Source organism: Saccharopolyspora galaxeae (assembly GCF_016526145.1).
In the GTDB taxonomy this organism is placed as follows: Bacteria; Actinomycetota; Actinomycetes; order Mycobacteriales; family Pseudonocardiaceae; genus Saccharopolyspora_C; species Saccharopolyspora_C galaxeae.
The window spans coordinates 418,272-443,765 of sequence record NZ_JADDUE010000003.1 but is presented as its reverse complement, the minus strand read 5'-3'; the positions used below and the strand labels follow the sequence as shown (position 1 = coordinate 443,765).

Here is a 25,494-nt window from a genome sequence, read left to right as displayed (position 1 = left end):
GCTGCGCGCGGTCGCGCTCGGCGGCGGCCACGGCCTGCAGGCCACGCTCGGCGCGCTGAGCCGCCTCACCGCCGACGTGACCGCCGTGGTCACCGTCGCCGACGACGGCGGCTCCTCCGGCAGGCTGCGCCGCGAACTCGGCATGTTGCCACCCGGTGACCTGCGCAAAGCCCTCGCGGCGCTGGCCGCGCCGGACGAGGGCGGGCGGCTGTGGTCGGAGGTGTTCCAGCACCGCTTCGGCGGCAACGGCGCGCTGGCCGGGCACGCGGTGGGCAACCTGCTGCTGGCGGGGCTGCTGGACGTGCTCGGCGACCCGGTGCAGGTGCTCGAGCACGCCTCCCGGCTGATCGGTGCGCGCGGCCGGGTGCTGCCGATGTCGACCGAGCCGCTGGACATGGAGGCCGAGGTCGTCGGCCTCGACGCGGATCCGGCGGCGGTGCGCACCATCCGCGGCCAGGTGGCGATCGCCAGCACTCCCGGCCGGGTCCGCAAGGTCCGGCTGGCCGCCACCAACGGCGACTGGCGCACCCCGACGGCCTGCCCGGCCGCGGTGCAGGCGGTGCACGACGCCGATGTGGTGCTGCTCGGTCCGGGTTCGTGGTTCACCAGCGTGCTGCCGCACGTGCTGGTGCCGGAATTGCACGACGCGTTGGTGCACACCTCGGCGCGTCGCGTCGTGCTGCTCAACCTCGTCCCCCAACCTGGCGAGACCGCGGGGTTCTCACCCGAACAGCACCTGGACGTACTCTCGCAACACGCGCCCCGGATCACCGTGGACGCAGTGCTGGCCGACGCCGGTTCGGTGCCCACACCTGATCGGCTTCGCGCTGCGGCGGCGGGGCTGGGTGCGCAAACTCTGCTCGACAAGGTCGCCTCGCCCGGCGAGCCGGGCAGGCACGACCCGGAAGCGCTCGCGGCGAGCCTGGCGGCCGCGTTGGAGAGGAGGACTGACCGGTGGCGATGACCGCGGCGGTCAAGGACGAGTTGAGCCGGTTGCCGGTGAGCAAGACGTGCTGCCGCAGATCCGAGGTCTCCTCGCTGCTGCGCTTCGCCGGCGGATTGCACATCGTCGCCGGCCGCGTGGTGGTGGAGGCCGAACTGGACAGCGGGTCCACGGCGCGCAGGTTGCGCAAGGAGATCCACGAGCTGTTCGGGCACCACTCCGACGTGCACATGATCACCTCCGGCGGGCTGCGCAAGGGCACCCGCTACGTGGTGCGGGTGGTCAAGGACGGCGAGAGCCTCGCGCGCCAGACCGGATTGCTGGACCCGCGGGGCAGGCCGGTGCGGGGACTTCCCGCGCACGTGGTCTCCGGCGGTGCGTGCGATTCGGAATCGGCGTGGCGCGGTGCCTTCCTGGCGCACGGTTCGCTGACCGAGCCGGGCCGGTCGTCCTCGATGGAGGTCACCTGCCCCGGCCCGGAGGCGGCGCTGGCGCTGGTCGGCGCGGCGCGGCGGCTCGGGGTGCAGGCCAAGTCCCGCGAGGTGCGCGGCGCGGACCGGGTGGTGGTCCGCGACGGCGACGCGATCGGCGCGCTGCTGACCAAGCTCGGCGCGCACTCCAGCGTGCTGTCCTGGGAGGAGCGGCGGATGCGCCGCGAGGTGCGGGCCACCGCGAACCGGCTGGCGAACTTCGACGACGCGAACCTGCGCCGCTCGGCGCGCGCCGCGGTGGCCGCGGCCGCGCGGGTGCAGCGGGCGCTGGACGTGCTCGGGCCGACCGCCCCGGATCACCTGCTGGTGGCGGGCAGGCTGCGGCTGGCGCACCGGCAGGCATCGCTGGAGGAGCTGGGCCAGCTCGCGGACCCGCCGATGACCAAGGACGCGGTGGCCGGGCGGATCCGCAGGCTGCTGGCGATGGCCGACAAGCGCGCCCGCGAACTCGGCCTGCCGGACACCGAGTCCGCCGTCACGCAGGAAATGCTCGAAGCCGAAGTCTGACTCGATTTTCCCGAGCGAACGGTTCCGGCCGAACTGTTCCGGCCGAACTGCTCTGAGCGAACGGACCGTTGGTCCCAATAGATTGGGCGAACGGTCCGTTCACTTCCGGCGAACTCGCGTCGCGGGGGGCTCGTCCGAGCACTTCGGCGACATGCCCGGGCATCATCCGATCCGGGCTGAACGTTCTGAGCGAACGGACCGTTGGTCCCAATAGATCGGGCGAGCGGTCCGTTCACTCGGAAACGGGTGGGTCATTTGTTGTAGACGGCCACGTAGTCGACCTTCATCGGGTGGCCGGGCTCGGTGGCGTCGGTGGGCGTGGTGATGCCGGAGTTCTTGTCCGGGAACTGCCCGCCGATGGCGACGTTGAGCAGCACGAAGTAGCCGTCGTGCGAGGTCATCCGCTGCCAGGCGGCGTCGCCGACCTCCGATTGCTTGACCGAGTGGTACTGCTGCCCGTCGACGTACCAGCGGAGTTCCTCGTCGTCGGTGCTGCGGTCCCACTCGAAGGAATACGTGTGGAAGCCCGATTGGCAGGTCGAGTCCGGGCATTCCCGGCTGCCGACCCGCCCGTCGGTCTCGTTGCAGGCGCCGCCCGGGGAAACATCGCAGTGCAGCACGCCGTACACGCGGTTCTCGGCGTTGACGTTCTCCATCAGGTCGAACTCGCCGACGCCGGGCCAGCTGTAGAGGTCGGTCTTGTACGGCGAGCCGAGCGCCCAGAACGCGGGCCAGTAGCCCAGCGCCTTGTCCGCGGGCACGTCCGGCATCTGCACCCGGCTCTCGATGCGCACCACCCCGCCCTCGGCGGCTTTGAAGTCGGCGCGCTCGGTCTCGATCCGCGACGAGGTCCAGTTGCCCGCGTCGTCCTTCAGCGGCGTGATCACCAGGTTGCCGTCGCCGTCCTGGCTGAGGTTGGCGGGATCGGCGGTGTAGTTCTGGATCTCCCCGGTGCCCCAGTTCTCCGGCCCGCCCGGGTAGCCGTGCCCGGTGTCGATCTTCCAGTCCGGACCCGGCGAGGAGCCCGCGGCGCCGGTGAAGTCGTCGCTGAAGGTCGTCGTCCAGCCGTCACCGGGCGGCGGGACGTCCGCACCGGCGGGTGCGGTGGCCAGGGCGGTCAGGCCCAGTCCGGCGGCGAGTGCCGCGGCGGCCAGGTTGCGGCCGCGCGGTCGTGCGGGTGCGCGCATGTGCGTTCCTCCGAGTCGGGCCCGGCCGCGCCGGGGAGGCGGAACCGGTGCGCGGAATCGCCGATCATCGATCAGCCTGATCATTCTGGGAGGGCTCGCTGGGGCGGTCGACCGACGGATGTCGCACGTCGGCCCCGCCGAAAGGCACAACCCGCGTACCGCCCGCGTGTTCACCCCGCCGACGCCGCGCCCGCCCGCCTGCGTCGCTGGCCGGGGCATATAGGGTTGCGAGCGAGTCCATCAACCGCTCACCCGCCGCCCAGCGGCAGGGTCAGTTACGAGGAGATAGGCGTGACCGTTCGCGTAGGCATCAACGGCTTCGGTCGCATCGGGCGGAACTTCTGGCGCGCGGCGATGGCCAGTGACCACGACATCGAGGTCGTGGCCGCCAACGACTTGGGCGACGTCGCGACCATGGCCCACCTGCTCAAGTACGACAGCGTCCTCGGGCGCCTGGAGCAGGACGTGAAGGTCACCGGCGAAGGCATCGAGGTGGGCGGCAAGCCGATCAAGATCCTGGCCGAGAAGGACCCGGGCAAGCTGCCCTGGGGCGACCTGGGCGTGGACGTCGTGGTCGAGTCCACCGGCTTTTTCACCAACGCCTCCGACGCCCGCAAGCACGTCGACGAGGGCGGGGCGAAGAAGGTCATCATCTCGGCGCCCGCCAAGAACGAGGACCTGACCGTGGTCCTGGGCGTCAACGACGACAAGTACGACGGCACGCAGACGATCATCTCGAACGCCTCCTGCACCACGAACTGCCTGGCGCCGATGGTCAAGGTGCTCGACGACGCGTTCGGCATCGAGCGCGGCCTGATGACCACCGTGCACGCCTACACCGCGGACCAGAACCTGCAGGACGGCCCGCACAAGGACCTGCGGCGCGCCCGCGCGGCCGCGGTCAACGTGGTGCCGACCAGCACCGGTGCGGCCAAGGCGATCGGCCTGGTGCTGCCGGAGCTCAACGGCAAGCTGGACGGCTACGCGATGCGCGTTCCGGTGCCGACCGGCTCGGTCACCGACCTCACCGCCAACGTGCGCGCCGACGTCACCGCCGAGGACGTCAACGCGGCGTTCCGCGCCGCCGCGGGCGAGGGCAAGCTCAAGGGCGTGCTGCGCTACAGCGAGGATCCGATCGTCTCCAGCGACATCGTCACCGACCCGGCCTCGACCGTGTTCGACGCGCCGCTGACCAAGGTCATCGGCGACCAGGTCAAGATCGTCGGCTGGTACGACAACGAGTGGGGCTACTCCAACCGCATCGCCGACCTGGCGAAGCTGGTCGGTTCCAAGCTGGCCTGACCTGCTCGCTCCGCGGCGCACCGCTCCCGCGAGCCGGGTGCGCCGCTGCCGGGATGCACCGCGCCGGGACGCGCTGGGGCCGGGACGCGCTGGGGCCAGCGCCGTGCACCGGCCGGAAGATGATGAAGGTCCCGCACGGGCCGGTCGGCCCGTGCGGGACTTCCCACATGAGGAGCAGACGGTGAAGAACCTCGACGATCTGCTGTCCGAGGGTGTCCGGGGCAGGCGCGTGCTGCTGCGCGCGGACCTCAACGTCCCGCTGGACGGCGACAAGATCACCGACGACGGCCGGGTGCGCGCGTCGTTGCCGACGATCGAAAAGCTGATCGGGGCGGGTGCGCGCGTCGTCGTCACCGCCCACCTCGGCCGCCCCAAGGGCGAGCCGGATCCGCAGTTCTCGCTGGCCCCGGTAGCCCGCCGCCTCGGCGAGCTGCTCGGCGCGCACGTCGCCCCGGCGGGCGACGTGGTGGGCGACTCGGCCCGCTCGGTGGTCGACGGGCTCGCCGACGGCTCGGTCGGGCTGCTGGAGAACGTGCGCTTCGACCCGCGCGAGACCAGCAAGGACGATGCCGAGCGCGGTGCGTTCGCCCAGGAGCTGGTCGACCTGATCGGTCCGGACGGAGCGTTCGTCTCGGACGGTTTCGGCGTGGTGCACCGCAAGCAGGCGTCGGTCTACGACGTGGCGAAGCTGCTGCCTGGCTACGCGGGTGGGCTCGTGCTGTCCGAGGTCGACGTGCTGCGCACGCTGACCGGCGACCCGCGGCGGCCGTACGTGGTGGTGCTCGGCGGCTCGAAGGTCTCCGACAAGTTCGGGGTGATCGAGGCGCTGCTGCCGAAGGTGGACAAGCTGCTCATCGGCGGCGGCATGGCCTACACCTTCCTGGCCGCGAAGGGCTACCAGGTCGGCTCCTCGCTGCTGCAGGAGGACCAGCTCGCGGCGACCCGCGAGCTGCTGGAGCGCCACGGCGACAAGCTCGTGCTGCCGGTCGACGTGGTGGCCGCCGACCGGTTCGCCGCCGACGCGCAGGTGCAGGTCGTGGACTCCGGGGCGATCCCGGACGGCTGGATGGGCCTGGACATCGGCCCGCGCAGCGTCGAGCTGTTCGCCGGCGCGCTGCGCTCGGCCGGGACGGTGTTCTGGAACGGCCCGGCGGGCGTGTTCGAGTTCGACGCGTTCGCCGCGGGCACCCGCGGTCTCGCGCAGGCGATCGTGGACTCCGACTCGTTCAGCGTGGTCGGCGGCGGTGACTCCGCGGCCGCGGTGCGCACCCTCGGGCTGCCCGAGGACGGGTTCTCGCACATCTCCACCGGGGGCGGCGCCTCGCTGGAATTCCTGGAAGGCAAGGAACTGCCGGGCGTGGCAGTGCTGGAGGGCGGCGACTGATGGCCAGGACACCCCTGATCGCGGGCAACTGGAAGATGAACCTGAACCACCTGGAGGCCATCGCCCTGGTGCAGAAGGTCGCTTTCGCGCTGCCCGAGAAGTACTTCTCCAAGGTCGAGGTGGCGGTGATCCCGCCGTTCACCGACATCCGCAGCGTGCAGACCCTGATCGACGGGGACAAGCTGCTGCTCAAGCACGGCGCGCAGGACGTCTCCGAGCACGAGTCCGGCGCCTACACCGGCGAGGTGTCCGGCCCGATGCTGGCGAAGCTGGGCTGCAGCTACGTCGTGGTCGGGCACTCCGAGCGCCGCGAGCAGCACGCCGAGACCGACGAGGTCGTCAACCGCAAGGTGCGCGCGGTGCTCAAGAACGACATGACGCCGATCCTGTGCATCGGCGAGGCCCTGGAGGTCCGCGAGTCCGGCGGGCACGTCGAGCACTGCACCACGCAGTTGATCAACGCGCTGAAGGGGCTCAAGGCCGAGCAGGTCCGGCAGGTCGTGGTGGCCTACGAGCCGGTGTGGGCGATCGGCACCGGCAAGGTCGCCACCGCCGACGACGCGCAGGAGGTCTGCGGCGCGGTCCGCAAGGCGTTGGCGGACAAGTACGGCAACGAGATCGCCGACGAGGTGCGGGTGCTCTACGGCGGCTCGGTGAAGTCCAGCAACATCGGTGAACTGGTCGGCCAGAGCGACGTGGACGGCGCGCTGGTCGGCGGTGCGAGCCTCAACGGCGACGAGTTCGCCAAGCTCAGCGCCATGGCCGCGGGCGGCCCGCTGCCCTGACCGGGGGCCGGCCGGCGGGATCCCCGCCGGCCGCACCCGCCGCGCGATATGGAACTTCGAGACCGGCTAAGGCGGACGGCGGTCCACCGCCCGGAGCCCACCCGGTACTCTCAGTGGCGAACCGCTGTGTGAACGAGGGCGTGATGAGTCTTTTCCTGCAGATCATGTTGATCGTGACGAGTGTGCTGCTGGTGCTGCTGGTGCTGCTGCACAAGGCAAAGGGCGGCGGGCTCTCCTCGCTCTTCGGCGGCGGTATGCAGTCCAGCCTGTCCGGTTCCAGCGTGGCGGAGAAGAACCTGGATCGGATGACGTTGTTCGTCATCGCGCTGTGGGTCATCTCCATCGTCGGCACCGGCCTGATGATCTCGGTCGGCAGCTGAGCGGAACCGGCGAGCTGGTGGGACCAGCAGCGGCCGGCCGCGATGGCCGGTCGTTCGGTGCGGCTTGGTGGGTGAGAGGGCATGACTGGCGGTAACGCGATCCGCGGCACGCGCGTCGGCGCGGGCCCGATGGGTGAGACCGAGCGGGGTGAGTCGGCGCCGCGCAGGCGGGTCGACTACTGGTGCGCCAACGGCCACCACACGCGCCCGTTCTTCTCGATGGACGCGGAGGTGCCCGACGAGTGGGATTGCCCGCGGTGCGGCCTGCCCGCGGGTCAGGACGAGGAGAACCCGCCGGAGGCCCGGCGCAACGAGCCGTACAAGAGCCACTTGGCGTACGTGAAGGAACGCCGCAGCGACTCCGACGGCATGGCCATCCTCGACGAGGCGCTGTCCAGGTTGCAGGAGCGCCGCGGGCGCTGAGCACGTGTTCGCCGCGGGCGGGCGGGGAGTTTCCCTCCCCGCCCGCTTTCGTTTGCCCGCGCCGCGGAACATCGAGTTGTGCCGGGGATTCCGGCCGTCTTAGCTTTGGTGGCGCGCCGCAACGCGAATCGTCGCTGACGGGAAGCAGGCCAGCATGGGGTTCTCCGCCGAGGTCCGCCCGCCCACCGGGTGGCTGCGGATCGTCGGCGCGGTGCGACCGGCCGAGGGCGAGGTCGTCACGACCCGCATCGCCGATGACTCCGATTCCGCGCGCCGCGCGGGACCGTACGTGGCGGTGTGCAAAGTGGACGGTGCGGTGCGGGCGTTCCGCGACGAGTGCCCGCAGTGCGGGCTGCCGGTCGGCGGTGGCCGGTTGGACGGCGGATTGCTGTGGTGCCCCGGCTGCTTCGAGCCCTACGACGTGCGGGCGGGCGGTGTCGGGCGCAAGCGCCCGAGGCTGCGGCTGATTTCGTTGTCACTGCGCGAGGATGACGGCGCCGTATGCGTTGCTCTGTCCGCGTGAAGTGCGTTTCCGGGGCGCTCGGCGGCTCTTCCGGTGTGGAGAACCGTCCGGCTCTCTGCCACGATGAGATGATCTTTACCGCGTTGGGGACGGATCCACCGGACTCGGCCTGGACGCCACGCGTGGAGGTGCAGTGACCATGTGCGGTGGGTGCGCAAGAGGCGACCGCGGCGGGGTCCGGCTCTCCGGGCCGGAATTCCCGGAATCCGGCGGTACCGCACCGTCCTATTCGGACGACCCGGTGCCGCGGCAGCGCAGCTCCGGCGCCGAACGGACCCGCAAGGCGTTGGCACACCGCAGGATCCTCGCGCTGCACCTGATGAGTTCGCCCGGTTCCGGCAAGACCACGCTGCTGGAGCGCACGCTCGGCGAACTGGCACCCGCGATGTCCATCTCGGTGATCGAAGGCGATCAGGAGACCCACCTCGACGCCGACCGGCTGCGCACCGCGGGCTGCCGGGTGGTGCAGATCAACACCGGTTGCGGCGGACACCTGGACGCGGACATGGTCGAGGAGGGGCTGCGCTCGCTGCAGCCGGCCGGGCGTTCGATGGTGTTCATCGAGAACATCGGCAACCTCGCCGCCCCGGCGTTGTTCGACCTCGGCGAGCACCGGCGGGTGCTGATCGTGTCGACCACCGAGGGCGAGGACAAGCCGCTGAAGTACCCGCACGTCTTCCGCGGCACCGACCTGGTGCTGCTGAACAAGACGGACCTGCTGCCGCACCTGGAGTTCGACGTGCAGCGGTTCGTGGCGCACGCGCGGCACGTCCACCCGGGCATCCGGGTGCTGCCGCTGTCGGCCAAGTGCGGTGACGGCCTCGACGACTGGTGCGGCTGGCTGCGCGCGAACCACTCCGCCGACGTGCCGGAGCAGCCGGCGCGGCACTGATCGCAGGTCTGCTCGGGAATCCCCGGTTTCCGCTCGGGGCGAGCCGCTGTGGCGTTGCTCGCGGCCGCGGGATCGGCGCGCGGATCACCCGCTACTCTCGCCCGAAATCAGACCGTGCGTGGCGGGCACGGCGCCGCCAGCCAGATGAGGAGACCTTGGATGGACGTGTCCACCGCTGACCTCGCCGACCGGGAAGGCCCGCAGGTCCGCAGTTGCGACGTGCAGTTCCGGCAGTACGGCGGACGCACCGAGTTCGCGGGCCGGATCCGCACGGTGACCTGCTTCCAGGACAACGCGCTGCTGAAGAAGGTGCTCTCCGAGCCGGGGGAGGGGCAGGTGCTCGTCATCGACGGCGCGAGCTCGGTGCACACCGCGCTGATCGGGGACCTGATCGCGGAGCTGGGCCGCTCCAACGGCTGGAGCGGTGTCGTGATCAACGGCGCGGTGCGGGACGCGGCGGTGTTGGCCGAGATGGAGTTCGGGGTGAAGGCGCTCGGCTCGAACCCGCGCAAGAGCTCGAAGAACGGTGACGGAACGGTGGACGAGGTGGTGGAACTCGGCGGCGTCCGATTCGTGCCGGGGGAGTACCTGGTCAGCGATCAGGACGGCGTCGTGGTCCTGACCGAGCCGTGATCCGTCCGGTTCGGCTCTGATCCGATCCGCCGCCAAGTGCACCAGGTACAGCCCGTGGTGGTCTGCTGTGCGGCGCCGGTGGTTCGCCGCCCGGTTGCGCGAGTTTTCAGCGCGCCGCTCTGCGCGCGACGTGCGCGGGTGTGGTGGTGCCGTCCGGGAGGTCTGGGGCCGGGATCGGCTCGCCCCACTGCTGCCGCAGCGGCAGCCTGCCCGCCCACGCCGCCGCGGCTTCGACGTCGGCCGGGTCGTCGCCGGGCGGGCCGGAGCGGGACTTCACCGACGCTTCGTCCAGCGGCATGGCCACCACCGAAACCCCGGCGAGCTCCTTGGCGGAAGGCTCCCGCGCGTGCTCCCACGAGCCCGGCGCGAGGTGCTCGGTCAGCACCCGCAGGCCGTGCAGCTTCTCGTCCGGATCGGTCACCGCCCGCAACCGGCCGTGGATGACCGCGCTGCGGTAGTTCATCGAGTGGTGCTGCAGCGAGCGGGCATAAATGATCTCGTCCAGCAGCGTGACGGTCACGCACGCCTCGGGCTCGGCTTCGGCGGCCAGCAGGCTGCGCGCGCCGCTGGAGCCGTGCAGGTAGAGGGTTTCCGCGTCGCGGCCGATCCCGGTGGGCAGCACGACCGGATGGCCGTCGAGGACCAGGCCGAGGTGGCAGACCAGCGCCGCGTCGAGGATCGCGTGCAGCTCTGCGCGGTCGGTGCCCGCGCGTTCCTTCTTGCGGCCCAGGCTGCTGCGGGGAGTCGGGGACAGCGGTGCTGAGGCGGCAGGTGCGGCGGTGGTTCGTTCGGTCATGCCGACATCCTGCGCGCGCCAGTGGCCATTCCGAACAGCCAATTCCGGAGCAGAACAGAAGTCCACTTTTCCCGGGCGAAAAAGTGCCGCCCGCTCCGGGAGCGGGCGGCACTGCTGCACGGCGCTGTCAGTGCGCGCGCGGGACCTGCGCGGCCGCGTCCGGGTCGAGCAGCCACAGCGTCCGCTCCCGGCCCTGCGCACCGGCCGCCGGGATGGCCGCCGGATCGGTGCCGCCGAGCGCGGCGGCCACCGGCTCGGCCTTCGCCCCGCCCGTGGTCATCAGCCACACCTCGTTCGCGGAGCGGATCGCGGGCAGCGTCAGCGAGATCCGCGTCGGTGGGGGTTTCGGGCAGTCGTGCACGCCCACCACCGGCCGCTCTGACTCGCGCACGTAAGGCGTGTCCGGGAACAGCGAAGCCGTGTGGCCCTCCTCGCCGACACCGAGCAGCAGCACGTCGAACCGCGGCGCCGGGAAGTCCGCGGACGCCTCCGCGACGGTGGCGAGCAGTTCCGCGTAGTGCGCGGCTGCCGCGTCCGCGTCCGCGCCGAACCTGCCGTCCGACGGAGCCATCGGGTGCACCCGCTCCGGCGTGACGCCGACGTGGTCCAGCAGCGCCTCGCGGGCCTGGGTCTCGTTGCGGTCCGGATCGCCGTCGGGCAGGAACCGCTCGTCGCCCCAGTAGAAGTCGACGGCCGCCCAGTCCACGGCCTCCCGCGCGGGCGAGACCCGCACCTGCTCCAGCACCCCGATACCCGTGCGGCCGCCGGTGAGCACCACCGAGGCGACCCCGTGCACCGACTGCACATCGACGATCCGGGTGATCAGCCGGGCGGCCGCCGCGGCCGCGAGGACATCGCCGTCGTCGTGCACGACGACCTGGTGCTGGGTCATGCGCTGCCTTCCACCGCTTCCGCGGGCTGCTCGTGCTGCTGCTCCGGGTGCTCGTCCGGTCCGGGCTCCGCGCCGCGGCGGATACCCGCCAGGCCGCCCAAGGTCGCCTCGTAGATCTCGTCCGCGTCCAGCCTGCGCAGCTCCTCGGCGAGGCAGTCCCGCACCTCGCGGCGCTGCAGCGCGATCCGGCGATCCGGCTGTCCTGGCTGGGTCAGCGTACCGACCTTGCCGTCCGGGCGGAGGATCTTGATCGAGCCCGACGGGCGGCGCAGCTCGGCCGAGACGATGCCCGGCCCGCGCGGGTGCTCCTCGCGCTGCACCGGCACGTTCAGGTAGGCGCCCAGCCAAGCCGCGAGCAGATCGGTCGATGGCGAATCCGGCGCGCCGCTGACGACCGCGGAAGTGATCGCCTCGTAGGGCGGCAGGTCCAGCGCCGCGGTCAGCATCGCCCGCCACGAGGTCAGCCGCGTCCACGCCAGGTCGGTGTCGCCCTCGGTGTAGGAACGCAGCCGCGTCTGCAGCGTCGCGATCGGGTCGTCCTCGGCCGCGGCGTCGGTGATCCGGCGGTGCGACAGCTGCCCGATCGGATCCGCGCCGGGACTCTCCGGCGCGTCGTGCGGCCACCACGCCACCACCGGTGCGTCCGGCAGCAGCAGCGGCACCACCGAACCGGCGCCCTCGTCGGCCAGCTCCCCGTACAGCCGCAGCACCACGACCTCGGAGGCACCGGCGTCGCCGCCGATGCGGATCTGGGCGTCCAGCCGCGGAGCGGCCTCCTTGGCGCCGCGCGCGACGACGATCACCCGCGCCGGGTGCTCCCGGCTGGCCTCGTTGGCGGCTTGGATCGCAGGTTCGGTCTCCGCGCCGTCGCCGGTGACGATCACCAGCGTCAGCACCCGGCCGAGCGCGACCGCGCCACCGGTCTCGCGCAGCTCGACCATCTTCTTGTTGACCTGCGAAGTCGTGGTCGAAGGCAGGTCGATGATCACGGTCGCCTCCAGGCACGTCCGGTTCGGTTGAGCATCTCGTCCGCCGACGGCGGTCCCCAGGTGCCCGCCTTGTAGTCCTCCGGCGTCCCGTGCGCCGCCCAGTAGTCCAGCACCGGGTCGAGGATCTTCCAGGACTGCTCGACCTCGGCGTTGACCGGGAACAGCGACGGCTCGCCGAGCAGCACGTCCAGGATCAGCCGCTCGTAGGCCTCCGGGGACGACTCGGTGAACGCGTGGCCGTAGCCGAAGTCCATCGTCACGTCGCGCACCTCCATCGAGGTGCCCGGCACCTTGGAACCGAAGCGCATCGTCACGCCCTCGTCCGGCTGCACCCGGATCACCAGCGCGTTCTGCCCGAGCTCCTCGGTCATGGTGTCGTCGAAGGGCAGGTGCGGGGCGCGCTTGAACACCACCGCGATCTCGGTGACCCTGCGGCCCAGCCGCTTGCCGGTGCGCAGGTAGAACGGCACGCCAGCCCAGCGGCGGCTCTCCACCTCGAGGGTGATCGCCGCGAACGTCTCGGTGGTCGAGTCCGAGCTGAACCCGCCCTCCTCGTGCAGGCCCGGCACCAGCGAACCGCCCTGCCAGCCGCCGGTGTACTGGCCGCGCGCGGTGGTCTCGGCGAACGGGCCGACCGGCTTGGTCGCCGAGAGCACCTTCAGCTTCTCCGCGCGCAGGTCCTGCGGCGAGAAGCTGACCGGCTCCTCCATCGCAGTCAGCGCCATCAGCTGCAGCAGGTGGTTCTGGATCACGTCGCGGGCCGCGCCGATGCCGTCGTAGTAGCCGGCGCGCCCGCCGAGCCCGATGTCCTCGGCCATCGTGATCTGCACGTGGTCCACGTAGTGCGCGTTCCACAGCGGCTCGAACATCTGGTTCGCGAAGCGCAGCGCCATGATGTTCTGCACCGTTTCCTTGCCGAGGTAGTGGTCGATGCGGAACACCGACTCCTCGGGGAAGACGTCGTTGACGATGCCGTTGAGCTCCTGGGCGCTTTCCAGGTCGTGCCCGAACGGCTTCTCGATCACGATCCGGCGCCACTGGTCCGGGGTCTGGTCGGTCAGCCCGGAACGGGACAGCTGGGTCAACACCGTCGGGAACGCCGAGGGCGGCACCGACAGGTAGAAGGCGTGGTTGCCGCCGGTGCCGCGCTCCTTGTCGAGCTGCTTGACGGTCTCGGCGAGCCGGTCGAACGCGGCCGGGTCGTCGAACGAGCCCGGCACGAAGCGGATGCCCTCGGCCAGCCGGTTCCACACGCTCTCGTGGAACGGCGTGCGCGCGTGCTCCTTGACCGCCTCGTAGACGACCTGCATGAAGTCCTGGTCTTCCCAGTCCCGCCGGGCGAACCCGGTCAGCGCGAAGCCCGGCGGCAGCAGCCCGCGGTTGGCCAGGTCGTAGATCGCGGGCATCAGCTTCTTGCGGGACAGGTCCCCGGTCACGCCGAAGATCGTCAGGCCGGACGGCCCGGCGATCCGCGGCAGCCGCTTGTCGCGCGGATCCCGTAGCGGGTTGCGCGGGAGATCTTGGGAGCTCACGCCCCACCCCTCTCGTCTTGCAGGTCCTGCACGGCCTTGACCAGCTCGACCAGGCCCGCGGCCCGGTCGGTCAGGTGCAGCCGCAGCACCGGGCGGCTGTGCTGGGCCAGGACCTGACCGTCGCCCAGTGCCTGCGCGCGCTGCAGCACCGCCAGCGAGTACGGCCGGTCCGGGACGTCCAGGTCTTCCTCGGATTCGCCGGTGATCTGCAGGAACGCGCCGTTCTGGTGGCCGCCCTTGTGGTACTGCCCGGTGGAGTGCAGGAAGCGCGGACCCCACCCGAAAGTCGTCTGCGAACCGGTGCGGCGGGCCAGCTCGGGCCGCAGCACCGCCGCCGAAGCGTCGTCCAGCCGGTCCAGGTACGCCTGCACCGCGAGGTAGCCGCTGCTCGGCGCGGACTTCACGAACGCGCGCAGCGCCTCGGAGACGGTGCCGACTCCGGCGCTGAACCACTCACCGCTGGCGTACACCTCGATCGAGCCGTCGACCAGCGACGGAGTCGTCACCGGGCCGCCCGCCGGGCCGTCCAGCAGCGCGCGGGAGGCCTGCTTCGCGGCTTCCACGTCGGGCTGGTCGAACGGGTTGATGCCCAGCAGCCGCCCCACCAGCGCGGTGGCGAACTCCCACAGCAGGAACTGCGCGCCCAGCGGGCCGCGGGTCACCAGCTGCGCGCCGGCGACCTGGCCGCCGATCGCGACGGTCGTGGCGTCCGGCCCGGCGTCGGCGAAACCGGGTGCGTCGGCGTTCTCCACGACCACCGGCAGCAGGCCGGTGCCTTCCTTGCCGGTCGACTCGGCGATCAGCTGCTCGGCCCAGTCGCCGAAACCGGGGATGCCGGAGCCGCCGTCGGCCAGCACCACCTTCTCCGCGCCGCGTCCGTGCGCCGCGCCCCAGGCCGCGGCGAGCCGGGTCGCCGGGTTGTCCGCGTCATCGATGCTGACCGACCGGAACGCGGCGGCCGCGTCGTCCAGCAGCGTCGCGATGTCCGCGCCCGCCAGCCCGGCAGGGACCAGCCCGAACGCGGTCAGCGCGGAGTAGCGCCCGCCCACGTGCGGATCAGCGGTGAACACCCGCCGGTAGCCCGCTTCGTGCGCGGCGGACTCCATCGGTGACCCCGGGTCGGTGACCACCACGATGCGGGTTGCGGGATCGATTCCGTTCGCGGTGAACGCCGCCTCGAAGATGCGGCGGTGGCTGTCGGTCTCGACCGTGCTGCCCGACTTCGACGAGACCACCAGCACGGTGCTGTCCAGGTCGCCGGACAGCGCGTCGCCGACCTGCCCCGGATCGGTCGTGTCCAGCACCGTCAGCGGCACCCCGGCCGCGGCGGTGATCACCTCCGGCGCCAGCGAGGAGCCGCCCATGCCCGCCAGCACGATCCGGTCCAGGCCCTCGGACCGCAGCTCGGCGTGCAGCGCCTCGATCTCGGCGACCAGCGGGCGGGAGCTCTCGTGCAGCGTCGTCCAGGACAGCCGGATGGACGCCTCGTCCTCGGCTTCCGCGCCCCACAGCGTGGCGTCGCCCGCCGCCAGCTTGCTCGCAACCGCGTCGGCGGTGAGGTCCGCGGCCAGCGGCCGGGATTCGCCCGCCAGGCCCTCGTCTGCGATCTCGACTGAAGTTTCGGTTGCCATCTGCTTCCTTGTGCTCTCGATGATCGGACGTTCGGCGACGGCAGCGGTGGTTGTCGGGACATCGCCGGAGCGCGGCGGTCCCGGCGGCCGGGGTGCGCGAGCCCGGCGGACCCGCGCACCCCGGCCGAGCCGGTTACTTCCCGGCCTGGTCGAGCTGCTCGCGCACCGTGTCGAGCAGTTCCTCCCAGGACTTCTCGAACTTCTCCACGCCCTCGCGCTCCAGCACCGCGAACACGTCGTCGAGGTCGATGCCCGCATCGGTCAGCTCGTCGAACACCCGCTGCGAGGCGTCCTTGGTGCCGCTGACCTGGTCACCGGCGACCTGCGCGTGATCGGCGGTGGCGAACAGGGTGGCCTCCGGCATGGTGTTGACCGTGTTCGGCGCCACCAGCTGGTCGACGTAGCGGGTGTCGGAGTAGGACGGGTCCTTCACGCCGGTCGAGGCCCACAGCGGGCGCTGCGGCTTCGCGCCGGCGGCGGCCAGCGCCTTGAACCGGTCGGAGGCGAAGACCTCCTCGTAGGCGGCGTAGGCCAGCCGCGCGTTCGCGATCGCGGCCTTGCCCTGCAGGTCCGCGCCGCCCTCGACGCCGTCGAGCCGCTTGTCGATCTCGGCGTCCACCCGGGAGACGAAGAACGACGCCACCGAGGCGATCTTGGCCAGGTCGTGGCCGTTGGCCTTGGCCTGCTCCAGACCGGCCAGGTAGGCGTCCATGACGTCCCGGTAGCGCTCCACCGAGAAGATCAGCGTCACGTTCACGCTGACCCCTTCGGCCAGCGCGCGGGTGATCGCGGGCAGGCCCTCCACGGTGGCGGGGATCTTCACCATCAGGTTCGGCCGGTCCACGGCCTTCCACAGCTCGAGCGCCTCGGCGACGGTGCGCTCGGTGTCGTGCGCCAGCCGCGGGTCGACCTCCAGCGAGACCCGGCCGTCCGCACCCGCCTCGTAGACGTTGCGGAACACGTCGGCGGCGTCGCGCACGTCCTTGGTGGTCAGCTCGCGGACCGTGTCGTCCACCCCGGCGCCGCGGGCGGCCAGGTCGCGGACCTGGTCGTTGTAGTCGGCGGCGTTCGACAGCGCCTTCGCGAAGATCGTCGGGTTGCTGGTCACGCCCACGACCGCGTAATCGTTGATCAACTCGGTCAGGTTGCCGGACGTGATCCGCTGGCGGGACAGGTCGTCCAGCCAGATCGCCACGCCCGCATCGCTGAGCGCGGTGAGGTTCTGGTTCTCGGTCACTGCACTACCTCCACTCACGCTTGGGAGCGCGCGTTGTCCAGGCTCCGCCGGGCGGCGTCGGTGACCGCGCCGGTGGTGAACCCGAACTTCTCGAACAGGGTCTTGTAGTCCGCCGAAGCACCGAAGTGCTCGATCGAGACGATCTCACCCGCGTCCTTGACGAACCGGTACCAGGACTGGGCGATGCCCGCCTCGACCGCGACCCGGGCGCGCACCGACGGCGGCAGCACCTGCTCGCGGTAGGACCGGTCCTGCCGGTCGAACCACTCCACGCACGGCATGGACACCACACGAGTGGCAACGCCCTCGTCCTCGAGGATCTTCCTGGCCTCGACCGCGAGCTGCACCTCCGAACCGGTGGCGATGAGCACCAGCTCCGGCGCGCCGTTGGCCGCCTCGGCCAGCACGTATCCGCCCTTGGCCACGCCATCGGCGTCGGTGCCCTCCAGGGTCGGCACGCCCTGCCGGGTCAGCGCCAGCCCGGCCGGGCCGCTGGTGTCCTCCAGCACGGCCTTCCAGGCGTGCGCGGTCTCGTTCGCGTCCGCCGGGCGGACCACCGACAGGCCGGGGATCGCGCGCAGCGCGGAGAGCTGCTCGATCGGCTGGTGCGTCGGGCCGTCCTCGCCGAGGCCGATCGAGTCGTGCGTCCACACGTAGACGACCGGGGCGCGCATCAGCGCCGCCAGCCGCACGGCCGGGCGCATGTAGTCGCTGAAGATCAGGAACGTGCCGCCGTACGGGCGGGTGCCGCCGTGCAGCGCGATGCCGTTGAGGATCGAGCCCATCGCGTGCTCGCGGACGCCGAAGTGCAGCGTGCGGCCGTAGGGCTGGGCCGGCCACATCTCGGTGGAGATGTGCGCGGGGCCGAACGAGTCGACGCCCTTCATCGTGGTGTTGTTGCTCTCGGCGAGGTCCGCCGAGCCGCCCCACAGCTCCGGCAGCACGTCGGCCAGCGCGCCGAGGATCTCGCCGGATGCCTTGCGGGTGGCGATGCCCTTGCCGTCGGCCTCCCAGCTGGGCAGCTTCTCCTGCCAGCCCGCGGGCAGCTCGCGGGTGCGCATGCGGTTGAGCAGCGCCTCCCGGTCCGGGTTCGCCGCGGCCCAGTTGTCGTAGCTCTTCTGCCACTCGGCGTGGGAGGTCTTGGCGCGATCGACGACCTGGCGGGCGTGCGAGAGCACCTCGTCGGAGATCTCGAAGGACTTCTCCGGGTCGAAGCCCAGCTCCTTCTTGATCCCGGCGACCTCGTCGCCGCCCAGCGCGGCGCCGTGCGCCTTGCCGGAGTTCATCTTGTTCGGGGCGGGGTAGCCGATGACGGTGCGCAGCACGATCAGCGTCGGCTGGTCCGGTTTGCCCTTCGCGGCGTCGAGCGCGTCGAGGATGCTGGAGACGTCTTCGCCGCCGTCGACGGTGATCACGTGCCAGCCGTAGGCTTCGTAGCGCTTGGCGGTGTCCTCGGACAGGGCGATCTTGGTGTCGTCCTCGATGGAGATCTCGTTGGCGTCGTAGATCACCGTGAGGTTGCCGAGCTGCTGGGTGCCGGCGAGCGAGGAGGCCTCGGAGGTCACGCCTTCCTCGATGTCGCCGTCGGAGGCGATCACGTAGATCTGGTGGTCGAACGGGCTTTCGCCGGGGGCGGCCTCGGGGTCCAGCAGGCCCCGCTCGCGGCGGGCCGCGATCGCCATGCCCACCCCGTTGGCCAGGCCCTGGCCCAGCGGACCGGTCGTGGTCTCGACGCCGGGGGTGTGCCAGTACTCCGGGTGGCCGGGAGTCTTGGAATCCCACGTGCGCAGCGACTTGATGTCGTCCAGCTCCAGGCCGTAGCCGGACAGGAACAACTGCAAGTACAGCGTGAGGCTCGAATGCCCGGCCGAGAGCACGAACCGGTCGCGGCCGACCCAGTCGGGGTCGGCGGGGTCGTGCCGCATTACCCGCTGGAACAGCGCGTACGCGGTGGGGGCCAGGCTCATTGCGGTACCCGGGTGCCCACTGCCGCATTTCTCGACCGCATCGGCGGCCAGCACCCGGATCGTGTCCACGGCGCGCTGGTCCAGCTCGGTCCAGTCTGCGGGCAGTCGCTTGGTGGTCAAGCGGGCAAGATCGTCGGTGACGGACACGGACGCAGCTCCAGTTTCCCTCGAAGCGGTCCGTGCACGGATCCGGCGCGTCGCTTCCGGACCCGTTCGGACCGCAGTTATCCCTTGTCCAGCGGGCAGCCTAGTCGTGCCCCGGTGGGCACCCGGCGGCCCGTCTGAATTGATGCGGCCCCCTCACTCGGGTGAGAGGATCACCGGTTCGGCCCGCGGACGGGCAAGCCCCGACCGAGCCGGTGCCGACCGCCCGCCGCTGACCGGTTCCCGCACGTCAGAGCCTCGCGGCGGTGCGGTGATCACGCCCGGTGATCTCGCCGTTACCGGCCCTGTCGCAGGCGGCGCACTGCGGATCCCAACGGAATTCCCGGGTGCGGCGCGCGGCATGTCTTGTTTCGGTCGGTGCTCCGGCGGACCCGTCGCGTGCAACGGCGCGCGCCGGGTGCGGCATTCCGAGGCCCGGTCGTTCCGGACACCGGGTGCCGCAGCAGCCGGGCGTCCCGGTGCACCGCCTCGGCCGAAGACCCAACGCCACGATACCGGCACTCCGGGTCGTCGAGTCGGCGAGTGCGGTGGGCCAGGGACCCTGCGGCGGCGGTGGGGTGTAGCGCGCCTACTATTCAGCCGGTCGGCCGCCGTCGTTCCCGCGGCCACCCCGACTGACTAGGAGCCCCATGCCTTCGGTGCGTCCCGCCTCGGGCAGTCCCTCCGCGCGCGGTCGCGCCGCAGGCCCGGCCGGTCGCTTCCGGAGATCCGGTGCGGGACCGCCGGGGACGCTGTTGGGAGGCAGCGCGGCGCTGCCGCGAGGTGGTGCTGCCTCGTGACCACCACCGCCGCGCCGAACCGGCACGCCAGGCACCCGGGGGAGTTGCTTCGGGCCTACCTCGGCCTGCTCAAACCGCGAGTGATCGAGCTGCTGCTGGTCACCACCATCCCGGCGATGCTGCTTGCGCAGCGCGGCATCCCGTCGCCGTGGCTGGTGCTGTGCACGCTCGTCGGCGGGACGCTGGCCGCGGGCAGCGCCAACGCGCTCAACTGCGTCGCCGACGCGGACATCGACCAGGTCATGCAGCGCACCCGGGCGCGCCCGCTGGTGCGGCACACCGTGTCGAACCGGCACGCGCTGGTGTTCGGCGTCGCGCTCGGGCTCGGATCGTTCGGCTTCCTGTGGGCCACCGCGAACCTGCTGGCCGCGGTGCTGGCGGTGGCCACCATCCTGTTCTACGTCCTGATCTACACGCTGGTGCTCAAACGCCGCACGGCGCAGAACATCGTCTGGGGCGGCGCCGCGGGCTGCATGCCGGTGGTGATCGGCTGGGCCGGTGTGACCGGGCGGGTGGACTGGCCTGCGCTGGTGATGTTCGGGATCGTCTTCTTCTGGACGCCGCCGCACACCTGGGCGCTGGCGATGAAGTACAAGGCCGACTACGAGCGCGCCGGAATCCCGATGCTGCCGGTGGTCGCCGAGCCGACCTACGTGTCGCGGCAGATCCTGGCCTACAGCTGGTTGATGGTGCTCTGGACGCTGCTGCTGGCTCCGGCGGCGGGGTGGCTCTACGCCGCGTTCGCGGTGCTGTCCGGGGCCTGGTTCCTGTGGCTGGCGCACCGGCTGCACACCGCGACCAAGCGGGGTGAGCGAACCAAGCCGATGCGGCTGTTCCACATGTCCAACACGTACCTGATGATCGTCTGCGTGGCGTTGGCGGTGGATTCCGCGCTCGGGCTGCCCGTGCTCGGGTGGCCTTCGATCTGATCCGCGCGAGTGCGGCCGCGCGAGCGCCGCGCATGAGACGGTATCGCCGGATCTCGATCTGCGGAGGAATGGCGATGACCGGCGAACTGCCCGCGCAGCAGCGGCGGGCACTGGAACGTCTCGTGGAGCGCGGCACGCTCACCGCGCAGCAGTCCGAGGCGGTGCAGGCCGAACTGGCCGCCGAAACCGGTCCGCAGCGGGCCGGCGGCCTTTGGGAAGTGCTCGGCTACGCGGGCGGGGCGTTGGTGCTCGGTGGTGCCGGGCTGCTGCTGGGCATGTCGTGGGAGGAACTCTCCCGCGCCGTGCGGGCGGGACTGCTCGCCGCGGCCACGATCTTGCTGGTGGCCGTCGGGTTGTTCATCGCGAACGGGCCGCGCGGTGTGCACGGACTCGCGGTGGAAGCGCCGTCGCGGCGCAGCCGCATCGTGTCGGTGTTGTTCGCGCTGGCCTCCGGGACCGCGGCGATGACCGTGGGCAGCGGCATCGAGGACGCGGCGGGGGTGGACGTCTCGCTGGTGGCGACGCTGGCCGGTACGGCGGTGGCCGCGTCGGCCACCGCCGCGCTGCCGTCGTTGCCGCTGCTGCTGGCCACCGGGGCGTTCGCGTACGGCCTCGCGCTGTCGATCACCGACGGCTGGACCGGCGGCCAGCTGCCCCAGATGGTGCTGCTCATCCTGCTCGGCCTGGTGTGGGCCGCGTTGAGCGTCGGCGGAGTGCTCGACCTGCCGTCCCGCGACCGGGCCGGGCGGGTCCGGCGGGAAACCGGGCTCGGCATCGCCGCGGCCACCGCGCTGTCCGGTGCGCAGTGGACGATCGGCGACGACCAGGCGATCAGCTACGGCACGACGTTCGTGCTGGCGGTGGCGTGCTTCGCCGCGTACCTGCGGCTGCGTTCGGCGGTGCTGCTGGTGTTCGGCGTCGTGGGCATGACCCTGGCCGTGCCGGAGGCGGTCTACCACTGGACCGACGGCGCGCTCGGCGGGCCGCTGATCGTGCTGCTGGTGGGTGCGGTGCTGCTCGCCGTCGGCGGCTTCGGGCTGCGGTTGCGCAACCGGGTCGGCTCCGGCCCGGACTGAGCCCGGGCCGGAGCCGCATCGATCAGGGCAGCAGCAACAGCTTCCCGGTGGTGCGGCGGCCTTCGAGGTCTTCGTGCGCCTTGCGGGCATCCGCCAGCTGGTAGCTGCCGCCGATCCGGATGTCCAGCCGCCCGTCGGCGATCGCGCCGAACACCTCACCGGCCCGCCAGTCCAGCTCGTCGCGGTCCAGCAGGTAGCTCGCCAGCGACGGCCTGGTCAGGAACACCGAGCCCGCGCTGTTGAGCCGCTGCGGGTCCACCGGCGGAACCGGGCCGCTGGCGGCGCCGAACAGCGCAAGCGTGCCGCGCGGGCGCAGGCTCGCCAGGCTCGCGTCGAAGGTGTCCTTGCCGACGCCGTCGTAGACCACGTCCACGCCCCGGCCGCCGGTCAGTTCCCGCACCCCTTCGGCGACGTCGGCCTCGGTGTAGCGGATGATCTCGTCCGCGCCCGCGCCCCGGGCCAGCCGTTCCTTCTCGTCGGTGGAGACCGTGCCGATCACGCGGCCGCCGCGGGCCTTGATCAGCTGGGTGAGCAGCAGGCCCATGCCGCCCGCCGCGGCGTGCACCAGCGCGGTTTCGCCTTCCCGCACCGGATGCGTGGAGGCGATCAGGTAGTGCGCGGTCATGCCTTGCAGCGCCGCCGCAGCGGCCGTGCGGTCTTCCAGCCCCTCCGGGATCCGCACCGCCTTGGCCGCGGGCACCACCGCGTACTCGGCGTAGCTGCCCGGAGTCATCGCCCAGGCGACCCGGTCCCCGGCGGTGAACCCGGCGACGTCCGGCCCGGCTTCGGCGACCGTGCCCGCGCCCTCGGAGCCCGGCGTGAACGGCAGCGGCATCGAGTAGACCCCGCTGCGCTGGTAGGTGTCGATGAAGTTGACGCCGGAGGCGGCGACCTCGACCAGCAGCTCACCCGGGCCGGGAGCCGGCCGGTCGGCTTCCGCGAGTTCCAGCACCTCGGGTCCGCCGGTGGCCTGTACCCGGATCGCGCGCATGTGTGCCTCCTTCTGTGACGGTGTTCCGCAGCCGATCATGCCCGCCGTACGGCGCGCGGGCCCGCTCCGCCCGCCGTCCGAGGATCGTGGTGTGCGTAACGGTGCGCCCTCCGCGGCGGCGGCGTTGTCTAGGATCTCCGGCATGGCAGCCGACAACGACGCCGAGCAGATCACCGCGCCGCCGAAGGCCGTCGCCGCGGCGAAGGACTTCGCCGGGAAGCACGGCGGTTCCGCCCGGGCCGTGGTGGAGCACCTCGGCAACGCAGGCGCTCGCCTGGTCCTCGTCGGTGAGGACGGCGCGCTCGGGGACGTGCTGGTCGCCGACGTCGCGACCGGTGAAGCCGTCGTGGCCGCGGTCGACGAGCTGACCGGCAGCGACTGGGACGGCGAGACCACCGCCGCGCTGCAGATCGGCCCGGCGCACCGCCGCAAGATGGCCGGCCCGCGCGCCCGCTGATGCCGTTCGTACTGCTGGCGACCTGCGCGGACCCGCCCGCTTCGGCCGCCGACGACGCCCCGCTGACCGCAGCGCTGGACGAGTTGGGCGTGCGCGCGGAATGGGCCGCGTGGGACGACCCGGCGGCCGGGTTCTCCCGCGCCGACCTCGTGGTGCTGCGCAGCCCGTGGGACTACACGCAGCGCCGCGAAGAGTTCCTGAGCTGGTGCGATTCGCTGCCGGCGGTGGCGAATCCGGCCCGGGTGGCGCGCTGGAACACCGACAAGAGCTACCTCGCCGATCTCACCGAGCGCGGGCTGCCGGTGGTGCCGACCCGGCTGCTCAAACCGGGGGAGCGGATCACCGCCGCGGACCTGGCGGATTGGCCGGACGCGGAGTTCGTGCTCAAGCCCTCGGTCGGTGCCGGTTCCCGCGGGGCCGCCCGCTTCGCGCCGGGTGATCTGGCTTCGGCCGCCGAGCACCTGGAGTCGCTGCACGGTGGCGGCGGGCTCGTGCTGGTGCAGCCGTACCAGCGCGTCGTCGATCGCGAAGGCGAGACCGCGCTGGTGTTCTTCGGCGGCTTGTTCTCGCACGCCTTCGTCAAGGGGCCGATGCTGCGCGAGTCCTCGGACGGCGAGCTCTCCGCCGGTGAACGGATGCGGGTCGAGCCGGACGCCGCGCTGCGGAGCGTGGCCGAGGACGTGATGGACGCGGCGGCCGAGCTGCTCGGCCTGCGGCGCTGCGACCTGCTGTACGCGCGGGTCGATCTGGTGCGGCGCGACGACGGGGCACCGCTGGTGCTGGAGCTGGAGGTCACCGAGCCGTCGCTGGGCTTCGGCCACGCCGATCCGGGCGCGCCGCTCCGCTGCGCCTCCGCGGTGCGCGCCGCCCTTAACGGCTGAGCGACCGCGGCGAACAGGTCATTTCCGCATGATCGAGGCGTGTCGGGATGACATCGCGGTTCGCGGAGTCTATGTTTTCAGCGGCGCTTGAAGTTGATCTGCCGGAGGGCTGAAGTGACCGAGTATGCGCAGCGCACCGAACGCCCCGCGATGTCCGAGTGGATCGAGCAGATGGCCGCGCACTTCGAGGCCACCGAGGGGATGCCGCTGATCGCCGGGCGGATCCTGGCGTTCCTGCTGATCTGCGACCCACCGGAGCGCACGGCCGCGGAGCTCTCGCACGGGCTCAACGCCAGCACCGGCTCGGTCAGCACCAACGTGCGGCTGCTGCTGCGGCTCGGCGTGATCTCCAAGACGACCAGGCAGGGCCGCGAGGCGGCGCTCTACCGCGTGGAGGAGGACCGCTGGCCGGAGCTGGTGCGCCACCGGATGCAGCGGGTCACCGGGCTGGAGGAGCTCACCGCCGCCGGGCTGCGGATGTTCAGCGGGCAGGGCGAGCGGGCGCGGCGGCTGCGCACCGTGCACGAGTTCTACCAGTGGCTCGCCGGGGAAATGCCGCAGCTGTGGCAGCGCTGGGAACGCGAACAGCCCCGCAAACTGCGCTACTGACCGCCGATCGAATCGATGCTCCTGCGTCGCGCAAATCCATTCGGAGCAACGGTCGTTCACCGACGCGCGGAGCGGGCTCAGGCCGGGACGGGCTCGGCCTCGGGCGCCGGAGCCTCGGGGACCCGCCCGCGGTACCGCGATTCGCTCCACAGCAGCGCCGTGATCGCGATGACCAGCGTCGCGCCGAGGACGTGCAGCACGACCATCGCCTCCGGCACGCCCAAGTAGTACTGCGCCGAACCAACCGCGCCCTGCGCCAGCACCAGCACGCAGGCCGCGATGTAGCAGCGCAGCACGCCCTTGGTGGGCCGCGCGCTGCGCAGCCAAACGCCGAACACGGCCAGCACGCACACGTACGCCATCACCAGCAGCCCGTGCACCTGCACCAACGTCACCACCGGCAGCACCAACCGCGGAGTCTCGGCGTCCCCGGCGTGCGGGCCCGCGGCGGTCACCATCGTTCCGGCGAACAGCATCGCGGCCGTGATCACGGTCAGCGCCACCAGCAGGCCGCGCATCCGGCCGGGTAGCACCGGAGTCGCGGGCTCGTCGCCCTCACCGGCGGCCTTGAACAGGTACGCGGCCAGCCAGATCAGCACCGCCGAGGCCATGAAGTGGATCGACACGCTCCACCAGCTCAGGTCCACCAGCACCGTGATGCCGCCGATCACCGCTTGCGCGACCACGCCCACCGGCATGATCAGCGCGAGCTTGATCAGCCGCGGGCGGCGCGGCCGCACCCGCCAGGCGGCCAGCAGGCAGGCCAGCGCCACGAACCCGACCAAGCCGGTCAGCGTGCGGTTGCCGAACTCGATCACCTGGTGCAGCGCGGCGACCTCCGGGTGCTCGATCGGCACCATGCTGCCGGGGAAGCACTGCGGCCACGTGGGGCAGCCGAGGCCGGAGCCGGTCACCCGCACCACCGACCCGGTCACCGAGATCAACGCCTGGGTGACGAGCACGGCCAGCGCCAGTGCGCGCACCACGCGGTGACTTGGATTCAGGACCCTGGCCAGTTTCGACGTCGGCACGGCCCGATCGTAGGCGCTGCCCTGGAACGCACCGCCGAGAGGTACCCGGCCGCGGGCGGCCGTCGTCTTGAGAACGGCGGAG

At 71.7% G+C, this 25,494-nt stretch carries 25 protein-coding genes; 15 read left to right on the top strand and 10 right to left on the bottom strand.

The genetic code is table 11. The features are described 5' to 3' along the window. Position 1 precedes the first annotated feature (1 nt). Together INP57_RS09710 and whiA are read left to right on the top strand one after the other, a co-directional pair. Positions 2-964, top strand: coding sequence for a gluconeogenesis factor YvcK family protein (locus tag INP57_RS09710; RefSeq protein WP_200069921.1), 963 nt, complete (start codon positions 2-4; stop codon positions 962-964). Beyond that, positions 955-1,941: a DNA-binding protein WhiA gene (gene whiA / locus INP57_RS09705; RefSeq protein ID WP_200069767.1), complete on the top strand. Its 987-nt coding sequence runs from the start codon at positions 955-957 to the stop codon at positions 1,939-1,941. The genes INP57_RS09710 and whiA overlap by 10 nt, the downstream gene beginning before the upstream one ends. 251 nt (positions 1,942-2,192) lie before the next feature. Here whiA and INP57_RS09700 read toward each other — a convergent pair whose 3' ends face one another. Continuing rightward, positions 2,193-3,128 (bottom strand): glycoside hydrolase family 16 protein, encoded by a 936-nt coding sequence (locus INP57_RS09700; RefSeq protein WP_200069766.1) that lies wholly within the window; start codon positions 3,126-3,128, stop codon positions 2,193-2,195. Between the two features lie 291 nt (positions 3,129-3,419). Here INP57_RS09700 and gap point away from each other — a divergent pair, with 291 nt between their 5' ends. From gap to rraA, 8 genes are all read left to right on the top strand, one after another. Continuing rightward, positions 3,420-4,430 carry a type I glyceraldehyde-3-phosphate dehydrogenase gene (gene gap / locus INP57_RS09695; protein ID WP_200069765.1) on the top strand — a complete coding sequence of 337 codons (1,011 nt, stop codon included), beginning with the start codon at positions 3,420-3,422 and terminating at the stop codon, positions 4,428-4,430. Positions 4,431-4,611: 181 nt separating this feature from the next. Further along, on the top strand, positions 4,612-5,814 hold the full coding sequence (locus tag INP57_RS09690) for a phosphoglycerate kinase (protein WP_200069764.1): 1,203 nt from the start codon (positions 4,612-4,614) through the stop codon (positions 5,812-5,814). Continuing rightward, the gene (tpiA, locus tag INP57_RS09685) at positions 5,814-6,599 is read left to right on the top strand and encodes a triose-phosphate isomerase (RefSeq protein WP_200069763.1); all 786 of its coding nucleotides are present in this window, start codon (positions 5,814-5,816) and stop codon (positions 6,597-6,599) included. Before INP57_RS09690 ends, tpiA begins: the two co-directional genes overlap by 1 nt. A gap of 143 nt (positions 6,600-6,742) precedes the next feature. After that, positions 6,743-6,979: a preprotein translocase subunit SecG gene (secG, locus tag INP57_RS09680; protein ID WP_200069762.1), complete on the top strand. Its 237-nt coding sequence runs from the start codon at positions 6,743-6,745 to the stop codon at positions 6,977-6,979. An 81-nt stretch (positions 6,980-7,060) separates the two neighbouring features. Beyond that, on the top strand, positions 7,061-7,402 hold the full coding sequence (locus INP57_RS09675) for an RNA polymerase-binding protein RbpA (protein WP_200069761.1): 342 nt from the start codon (positions 7,061-7,063) through the stop codon (positions 7,400-7,402). 154 nt (positions 7,403-7,556) lie between these two features. Beyond that, positions 7,557-7,925 carry a hypothetical protein gene (locus tag INP57_RS09670; RefSeq protein WP_200069760.1) on the top strand — a complete coding sequence of 123 codons (369 nt, stop codon included), beginning with the start codon at positions 7,557-7,559 and terminating at the stop codon, positions 7,923-7,925. 139 nt (positions 7,926-8,064) lie between these two features. Continuing rightward, positions 8,065-8,817, top strand: a complete 753-nt coding sequence (gene hypB, locus INP57_RS09665; protein WP_200069920.1) for a hydrogenase nickel incorporation protein HypB — start codon at positions 8,065-8,067, stop codon at positions 8,815-8,817. A 159-nt stretch (positions 8,818-8,976) separates the two neighbouring features. Further along, entirely contained in the window at positions 8,977-9,450 is a 474-nt protein-coding gene (gene rraA / locus INP57_RS09660; RefSeq protein ID WP_200069759.1) for a ribonuclease E activity regulator RraA, read from the top strand. 106 nt (positions 9,451-9,556) lie between these two features. Here the strand turns inward: rraA and INP57_RS09655 are convergent, their stop codons facing one another. The 7 genes from INP57_RS09655 to tkt form a co-directional block, all read right to left on the bottom strand. After that, positions 9,557-10,246, bottom strand: coding sequence for a pyridoxamine 5'-phosphate oxidase family protein (locus tag INP57_RS09655; protein ID WP_200069758.1), 690 nt, complete (start codon positions 10,244-10,246; stop codon positions 9,557-9,559). 127 nt (positions 10,247-10,373) lie between these two features. Further along, the gene (pgl, locus tag INP57_RS09650; RefSeq protein ID WP_200069757.1) at positions 10,374-11,138 is read right to left on the bottom strand and encodes a 6-phosphogluconolactonase; all 765 of its coding nucleotides are present in this window, start codon (positions 11,136-11,138) and stop codon (positions 10,374-10,376) included. Further along, positions 11,135-12,127: a glucose-6-phosphate dehydrogenase assembly protein OpcA gene (opcA, locus tag INP57_RS09645; RefSeq protein ID WP_200069756.1), complete on the bottom strand. Its 993-nt coding sequence runs from the start codon at positions 12,125-12,127 to the stop codon at positions 11,135-11,137. The genes pgl and opcA overlap by 4 nt, the downstream gene beginning before the upstream one ends. Then, entirely contained in the window at positions 12,124-13,659 is a 1,536-nt protein-coding gene (gene zwf / locus INP57_RS09640; RefSeq protein WP_200069755.1) for a glucose-6-phosphate dehydrogenase, read from the bottom strand. The genes opcA and zwf overlap by 4 nt, the downstream gene beginning before the upstream one ends. Beyond that, entirely contained in the window at positions 13,656-15,290 is a 1,635-nt protein-coding gene (locus tag INP57_RS09635) for a phosphoglucose isomerase-related protein (RefSeq protein WP_200069754.1), read from the bottom strand. Before INP57_RS09635 ends, zwf begins: the two co-directional genes overlap by 4 nt. 133 nt (positions 15,291-15,423) lie before the next feature. Then, positions 15,424-16,527, bottom strand: coding sequence for a transaldolase (tal, locus tag INP57_RS09630; protein WP_200069753.1), 1,104 nt, complete (start codon positions 16,525-16,527; stop codon positions 15,424-15,426). A gap of 14 nt (positions 16,528-16,541) precedes the next feature. Continuing rightward, positions 16,542-18,614 (bottom strand): transketolase, encoded by a 2,073-nt coding sequence (gene tkt / locus INP57_RS09625; RefSeq protein ID WP_233627194.1) that lies wholly within the window; start codon positions 18,612-18,614, stop codon positions 16,542-16,544. Between the two features lie 820 nt (positions 18,615-19,434). Here tkt and INP57_RS09620 point away from each other — a divergent pair. Continuing rightward, positions 19,435-20,367 carry a heme o synthase gene (locus tag INP57_RS09620; RefSeq protein ID WP_200069751.1) on the top strand — a complete coding sequence of 311 codons (933 nt, stop codon included), beginning with the start codon at positions 19,435-19,437 and terminating at the stop codon, positions 20,365-20,367. Positions 20,368-20,441: 74 nt separating this feature from the next. Further along, positions 20,442-21,443: a DUF2157 domain-containing protein gene (locus INP57_RS09615; RefSeq protein ID WP_233627193.1), complete on the top strand. Its 1,002-nt coding sequence runs from the start codon at positions 20,442-20,444 to the stop codon at positions 21,441-21,443. A 22-nt stretch (positions 21,444-21,465) separates the two neighbouring features. On the opposite strand, the gene INP57_RS09610 is transcribed toward INP57_RS09615, so the two are convergent. Then, positions 21,466-22,434 carry a quinone oxidoreductase family protein gene (locus INP57_RS09610; RefSeq protein ID WP_200069750.1) on the bottom strand — a complete coding sequence of 323 codons (969 nt, stop codon included), beginning with the start codon at positions 22,432-22,434 and terminating at the stop codon, positions 21,466-21,468. A gap of 142 nt (positions 22,435-22,576) precedes the next feature. Between INP57_RS09610 and INP57_RS09605 the strand changes: the two genes are divergently transcribed. The 3 genes from INP57_RS09605 to INP57_RS09595 all read left to right on the top strand — a co-directional run bounded on the left by INP57_RS09605 (position 22,577) and on the right by INP57_RS09595 (position 24,381). Further along, complete coding sequence (locus tag INP57_RS09605) at positions 22,577-22,891, top strand: hypothetical protein (RefSeq protein WP_200069749.1); 315 nt, start codon at positions 22,577-22,579, stop codon at positions 22,889-22,891. After that, the gene (locus INP57_RS09600) at positions 22,891-23,772 is read left to right on the top strand and encodes an ATP-grasp domain-containing protein (RefSeq protein ID WP_307849986.1); all 882 of its coding nucleotides are present in this window, start codon (positions 22,891-22,893) and stop codon (positions 23,770-23,772) included. The genes INP57_RS09605 and INP57_RS09600 overlap by 1 nt, the downstream gene beginning before the upstream one ends. Before the next feature lie 114 nt (positions 23,773-23,886). After that, positions 23,887-24,381, top strand: coding sequence for a GbsR/MarR family transcriptional regulator (locus INP57_RS09595; RefSeq protein ID WP_200069748.1), 495 nt, complete (start codon positions 23,887-23,889; stop codon positions 24,379-24,381). A 77-nt stretch (positions 24,382-24,458) separates the two neighbouring features. Here the strand turns inward: INP57_RS09595 and INP57_RS09590 are convergent, their stop codons facing one another. After that, a complete protein-coding gene (locus INP57_RS09590; protein ID WP_200069917.1) occupies positions 24,459-25,412 on the bottom strand; it encodes a COX15/CtaA family protein in 954 nt (317 codons plus the stop codon). Positions 25,413-25,494: the final 82 nt, after the last annotated feature.